Consider the following 6,083-nt stretch of genomic DNA (forward strand, 5'->3'; position numbering starts at 1 on the left):
CCTTACCCAAAAAGGAAGTCATACCAGAAGCAATAACAGTTAGTGCTACTTATCCGAAAGACGCTTGTATTAAGAAACTAGAAGGCACAACAGTCTTCGGAATTTTAGTAGGTGCTGATGGTGAAGTGACTAATGCACAGCTGATTCAGAGTGCAGGGTACGGCATTTTAAATCAGCAGGCACTGGAAGATATTCAGTTCCGCAAGTTTAACAACCAAAGTGGTACAACAAAACCCTACCAGGTCAAGGTAGCCTTTGACTATGATCAAGGCAACTGTCCTAGTCTATCGGTTTTCCAAGAGTCAACAGCTAACCAGCCAGTTCCAGCAAAGCCAAATACTGTTAGTGGGGAAAACGCTGCTGCCAACAATCCAGTAATAGTAGTTCCTAAGCCAGAAACCCCTAGCAATAACTCTGCTAATAATAACTCTACCGATAACAATAGGACAGTATCAGTTCCAGTAAAACCGAATAGTGCTAGGGAAAATTCGAGCACTAGACCGAGTAGGGTGTCAGTACCAGTCCGGGAAAATACCTCTAGCCAAGACTCAACTCCTAAACCCAGGAGGGTGACAGTACCAGTGCGGGACAATACCTCTACTCAGGAAAATACTCCTAAACCCAGGAGGGTGTCAGTACCAGTGCGGGACAATACCTCTACTCAGGAAAATACTCCTAAACCTAGAGCAGTGCCTGTACAGCAAAATACTCCTACTCAGGAAAATACTCCTAAACCCAGGAGGGTGTTAGTACCAGTGCGGGACAATACTCCTACTCAGGAAAATACTCCGACTCAGGAAAATACTACCAACACTACAGCTGTGCCAGTCAAGCCAGCTCAAGCTACTAATGAAAACTCAGGGAAAGAATCCGTTCCAGCAGCAGCAGCCAGTGAAGAGCAAAACTCACAAGAGGATAAAGCATGCAAGTTCAAATCTAGATCAGCTCGCAGGCGCAACAGAATAGACTCCTTTACAACACCATCGTCGAGGTCATGTAAATAAGAGCTTTCTGTTAGTTAAAGCCTGGGTTGTTGGTCAATGGAGCATTAACATTAATTTAGAATTAAGAATTAAGAATTAAGAATTAAGAATTTAGAATTAAGAATTAAGAATTAAGAATTTAGAATTAAGAATTAAGAATTAAGAATTAAGAATTAACCATTCTGCATTCTGCATTCTACATTCTACATTCTACATTCTGCATTCTGCATTCTGCATTCTGCATTCTGAGAGACAACCTTGGCCAATAGGCCACGCGATCGCTGAAAGCGGGACTCTCGGCAGAGCCGACGCTACGCGAACGTCCATCGCGTTCAACCCGATTAACGACTGGCAGGGAAACTGCCACCGATGAAGTGGACATCACTGAAGGTTTCAATCCATAGACGAGCGCCACAAGGCAGTGGATTATCCGGCTGATAGGTAATTCGACATGGGCCGAGGATTTCTACCTGGTTGCCATATAAATTGTTACCACTTCGTTTTACTGAAATCACTGGCTTGCGCTCTTCTGGGCTTTTGTGGATATTCGAGCCAATGTGATTGCGGTTGACATTAATCTTGGCTAGAGCGGGAGGACGACTGGTACGCCATTTGCCTTTTGGTCCTCTAGTGCCTTTAATAATTTGGGGCATATGGTTGAACAGAGGAATAATCCAGAATTTCCCACTTTTATAAGCACCCCGGACGCGACCCTTCTCTAGGAGTTGTCGCAATCGTCTCGAAGAGATTCCTAACAGAGATGCCGCTTCGGTAGTACAAACGCACTTGTTCATAAGTTCCTCTTAAAAACTATTCCTATAGTTGTATTATAAAGGAAAAGCAAGGATTAAGACAACCCCTGATTAGCGAAAAGGAGAAGGCTATGGAAAATTTTGTAAATTGACCTTAGGTGTGCTATCGGTCGGACTTGAGACAAGTTTGATGCGATCGCATTCCCTGTCCCTTCCAAACACCGATTATGCTCACTCACTCATCGGGAAACTGCCAGCAGGAGATACGTTCTACATCATTACTACTACACTGAGGACAGGTTTTATCAACTGAGGAATCTACCCATTGATAGCCACAAGTCCGGCAGTGGCCAAAAATGTTGTTGTGGTTAGCGATTTCGATTTTTCTGCGCCACTCGTTAATTTCAGAGGTGTCTGGCTTGGGGGTAGGTTCCGACATAAATTTACATTGAATTAAATTATTTTAGCTAGTTTATGTAGCTATTTTTTATCTATTTAAATAATATTAATTACAAAATAAATTATATATTAATTTTATTAATTTTTCAACAATTTTGAGGTATTTTTAACCAAACTTACGTCTTAAGGCTGATCTATGATAATTTGGCTTGACAATGTAAAAATTTAGTAAATATACTGTTAATCGTAAAAAACCTTTGGTGTATCTCCTCATCATCAGGGAGCAATTAGGCTGTCAAACGACTTCAGAATTGTGATTTCAGGATGGTTAATTGCCTGATCAGTTCCGACTGATGAATTCCTAAGTCATAAGTTATAGTTTCTTGATAGTTCTGAAATCGCACAGGAAGACGAGTTGGCTATCCCTGGATAAATCAGGGTCTTGAATTCCGTGCTTTCAGCAATTCTGAATAATTTCAATAAAAGCGTTATGGAGTGCGCTCTTGGGGGTTCCCATGGGGCTTTGAAGGTGCGGACGCAGGTGACCCACGCAGCGCCAAAACCACTCGCTATTGCATCAAGACAGGGTAGCATTTTAAAAAGATTCAACGACACAGAGAAACCCTAAAGGTTTGGCAAATAAACTAAAAATCCTGCAGTCCTGGTGCATGCTGTATCCTAAATCTACTGCTGTAATCCCTTTTTGGCTCACAGTTATAGCGCTACGCGCAAGTTAGAAGTCAGAAGTCAGAAGTCAGAAGTAAGCTAGGACTAGGTTTCGGAGTTTACAAATGTCCTAATCTTAATGGGTAGTGCTATACTAGACTAGGGCTATCTATTGGAGTGGGAATTAGATAGTCAAAAGCTGATAGTGAGTTCCGTTGACTACTTATCAGTATTGGGTGTTCATTAATTGAAAATAAAAATTTAAAATTGGCAATTAACAGTTTTAAATTAACTCAAGCTAATTAAGCCTAGTATAAGTAATCAACTGAACTCCATAGGACAGATCAGCTAAGCAAGCTGAGACAAGTCAAGGTGCTATATTGATCAAGTTTAAAAATAAACTCTACCTTCATCGACACACTATGGAATCTTTGTCTCAACAAAATCAGCCACTTTTTATTTTTGGGATGGAACGTTCTGGAACAACGCTTTTGCGGTTAATGCTGACCGCTCATCCTGATTTTTGTATTCCTCCTGAAAGTCTGTTTTTTGTTAATCTGGAGCCAAAATACGGTTCATCCCAAGACTTAAGCCATCAAATCGATAACCTCTTGACAGATATCTACGCTGATCCAAGGTTTCGGGAGTGGAACATTGACCGACAGCAGTTGCGAGAAAATTTGACAGCTCAGAAACCACTGAATTATTCAACAGCAGTCGCCACAGTTTATCAAACCTATCTACAGCAGTTTGATGGTCAAGCAGGTTGTTGGGGAGATAAAAATCCTGAGAATATCTATCATATTCAGACCATTCTCAAGTATTTCCATAATTCCAAATTAATTCTAATTATCCGAGATCTCAGAGCAATCTATGCTTCCCTAAAACGAAAGGAGCTTAAATTTGCCAAGACTTGGAAAGAAAGCTGTATCGCCAATGTGGTAGCGACAACCCAACAATGGCAACATTTATTCCAGGTTATTAAACACTATCAAAATGACCAGCGGCTCTATATCCTCTTCTACGAAGACTTAGTGATCAATCCAGAAGAAGAACTCCAGGGAATTTGTGATTGGCTAGGGGTATCCTTTAGCGAATCAATGCTGGAGTTTAATCAAAAAAATGCTCAAAAAAACTTGGTAGCGACCGGTGAGTTAGGATGGCACGTCAAGACCTTTCAACCCGTTAGTAGCGATCGCATTCAGGCTTGGAAACACGAACTTAGGGATTCAGAACTATCAGTCTTGGAGATTCTGAATTATAAAACCATGCTCAATCTAGGCTATGAATGTATTCCTAAAACGTGGCAATTTGACAGGTTACTCAAGTTCTACGCAGATTATTCTCAGTACATCTATTGGAGACTGTCTAAAGCTAATCTTCAACCAGTGATAGGGAAAATCCGTGAAGCTTTAGTAACTCTCAAGACATTGCAATTATCCATGACCAGAAATTTATCCCAAAACTCTGTCCAATGAGTAAAAGGGATGCAGCAAGGGAACAGGGGGTTTCTGGCACTAGTGTTTTAAATCAAGATAAAGCCTGACTTTCAAGTCAGGCTAACTCAGTCAATCTAAAATCTGTTGTTAGCGCCCTATCCTACAGGAAGGGGCGCTTCGGGTCTATGGCTCTGAGCACTTCAATTATCAGCACTCATGAATGAAACCTGATCCCCTTGAGGCAGCTGAGTAGTAATCACCGCCTGTTGCAGTATGGGGGTTTTAACAACAGAATCATTGGCCAAAGAAAACAGCGGATTGGACAAAATCCCTGCCAGAGAGGTCGCAATTAACGACATCACTAAACCGACCTGTAACGGACGCATACCGGGTAAACTCCAGCGAATTTCGGGATAATTCTTCACCACATCCGACATTTCTTGAGGTTCCTTCACCACCATCATCTTGACCACACGGATGTAGTAGTAAATCGAAACCACACTAGTTAGCAAACCTATTAACACTAAAGTATACAATCCTGCTTGCCAACCAGCCCAGAATAAATAGATTTTACCAAAGAATCCAGCAAAGGGTGGAATCCCACCTAAAGAGAGCAAACAAACACTTAAAACCAAAGTCAGCAAGGGATCCTTGTGATAAAGACCAGCATACTCACTAATTTGGTCAGTACCAGTGCGTAGGGTAAACAGAATGACACAAGCGAAAGCCCCTAAGTTCATAAACAAGTACACCAGCATGTAGAAAATCATGCTAGCGTAACCGGCTTGGGTCCCAGCAATTAGACCAATCATCACAAACCCAGCCTGAGCAATAGAGGAATAGGCTAGCATCCGTTTCATGCTGGATTGAGTTAGGGCAACCACGTTACCCAAAATCATACTTAGGATAGTTAAAGCAGTGAACACAAAATGCCACTGATCGCTTAACAATGGGAAAGCAGTGATCAGTAGACGAATTGCTAGAGCAAAGCCAGCGGCTTTAGAACCAACTGAGAGAAACGCTACCACTGGGGTGGGAGAACCTTCGTAAACATCGGGAGTCCATTGGTGGAAAGGAACTGCTGAGATTTTAAAAGCAATACCAGCGATCGCAAACACCAAGGCAATCAGAAGACCTAGGGATTGACCGGATTCTAGGTCAGCAACTCCAACAGCGATCGCACTCAACTGTATTTCTCCCCCAGATAACCCATATAATAGGGAGACACCATACAAAAACACGGCTGAACTGGCTGCTCCAATCAGCAAATATTTCAACGCGGCCTCATTGGAACGGGGGTCACGCTTCATGTAACCCGTCATCAGGTAGGAGGAAATACTGAGGGTTTCAAGGGATATAAAAATCGTGACCAGCTCCGTCGCCCCGGACAGGAACATCCCTCCTAAAGTAGCCGTGAGCAAAATGCCAATAAATTCTGCCAAGGATGTACCCGACTGCTGCACATAACGAATTGACATCAAAATCGTTGACACAGTCGATAGGGCAATGATGCCACGAAATGCCACACTCAGGGTGTCACCATTAAATTCCCCAAAGAAGGCGATGGGATTTGCAGCATCCCATTGGAAGTACAGGGCAACTATGGCAGCAAGTAGACCCCCAATGGCTACATAGGAAATAGTTTGAGCAGACTTTTTCCCAGCAATCAGGTCAATGATTAACACTAGCAAGAGGGTAATAACTACAATTCCCTCTGGCAAAATTACCCCAGCATTCAACTGGGCGGCAAGATTGGCAAAATCCATAGGCTTTAATGATATGATCTATGGTTATTTCAGTATCCAGATTAACTTTCTTATCATATCGGTGATTGTAGCTAGTTG

General features: G+C 42.2%; 6 protein-coding genes. 2 read left to right on the forward strand and 4 right to left on the reverse strand.

Going from position 1 to position 6,083, the window contains the following annotated elements:
* On the forward strand, window positions 1-1,004 hold a 1,004-nt coding region (locus F6K49_RS33975; protein WP_293103740.1), incomplete at its 5' end, for a TonB family protein.
* A 175-nt stretch (window positions 1,005-1,179) separates the two neighbouring features.
* Here the strand turns inward: F6K49_RS33975 and F6K49_RS33980 are convergent.
* The 3 genes from F6K49_RS33980 to F6K49_RS33990 form a co-directional block, all read right to left on the reverse strand.
* Window positions 1,180-1,365, reverse strand: a complete 186-nt coding sequence (locus F6K49_RS33980) for a hypothetical protein (RefSeq protein ID WP_293036872.1) — start codon at window positions 1,363-1,365, stop codon at window positions 1,180-1,182.
* Window positions 1,325-1,777, reverse strand: a complete 453-nt coding sequence (locus F6K49_RS33985; RefSeq protein ID WP_293103743.1) for a helix-turn-helix domain-containing protein — start codon at window positions 1,775-1,777, stop codon at window positions 1,325-1,327. Before F6K49_RS33985 ends, F6K49_RS33980 begins: the two co-directional genes overlap by 41 nt.
* A 193-nt stretch (window positions 1,778-1,970) precedes the next feature.
* Window positions 1,971-2,174 carry a hypothetical protein gene (locus F6K49_RS33990; protein ID WP_293022230.1) on the reverse strand — a complete coding sequence of 68 codons (204 nt, stop codon included), beginning with the start codon at window positions 2,172-2,174 and terminating at the stop codon, window positions 1,971-1,973.
* A 1,048-nt stretch (window positions 2,175-3,222) separates the two neighbouring features.
* Here F6K49_RS33990 and F6K49_RS33995 point away from each other — a divergent pair.
* A complete protein-coding gene (locus F6K49_RS33995) occupies window positions 3,223-4,278 on the forward strand; it encodes a sulfotransferase (protein ID WP_293103745.1) in 1,056 nt (351 codons plus the stop codon).
* A gap of 161 nt (window positions 4,279-4,439) precedes the next feature.
* On the opposite strand, the gene F6K49_RS34000 is transcribed toward F6K49_RS33995, so the two are convergent.
* Window positions 4,440-6,005, reverse strand: a complete 1,566-nt coding sequence (locus tag F6K49_RS34000; RefSeq protein ID WP_293036863.1) for an NAD(P)H-quinone oxidoreductase subunit N — start codon at window positions 6,003-6,005, stop codon at window positions 4,440-4,442.
* Window positions 6,006-6,083 lie beyond the last annotated feature (78 nt).

The organism is Moorena sp. SIO3I6 (genome assembly GCF_010672095.1).

Excerpts from the sequence above, each read along its gene's own strand:
- F6K49_RS34000 (WP_293036863.1), bottom strand. The coding sequence starts at position 6,005 with ATGGATTTTGCCAATCTTGCCGCCCAGTTGAATGCTGGGGTAATTTTG.
- F6K49_RS33995 (WP_293103745.1), top strand. The coding sequence starts at position 3,223 with ATGGAATCTTTGTCTCAACAAAATCAGCCACTTTTTATTTTTGGGATG.
- F6K49_RS33985 (WP_293103743.1), bottom strand. The coding sequence starts at position 1,777 with ATGAACAAGTGCGTTTGTACTACCGAAGCGGCATCTCTGTTAGGAATC.
- F6K49_RS33980 (WP_293036872.1), bottom strand. The coding sequence starts at position 1,365 with ATGTCCACTTCATCGGTGGCAGTTTCCCTGCCAGTCGTTAATCGGGTT.
- F6K49_RS33990 (WP_293022230.1), bottom strand. The coding sequence starts at position 2,174 with ATGTCGGAACCTACCCCCAAGCCAGACACCTCTGAAATTAACGAGTGG.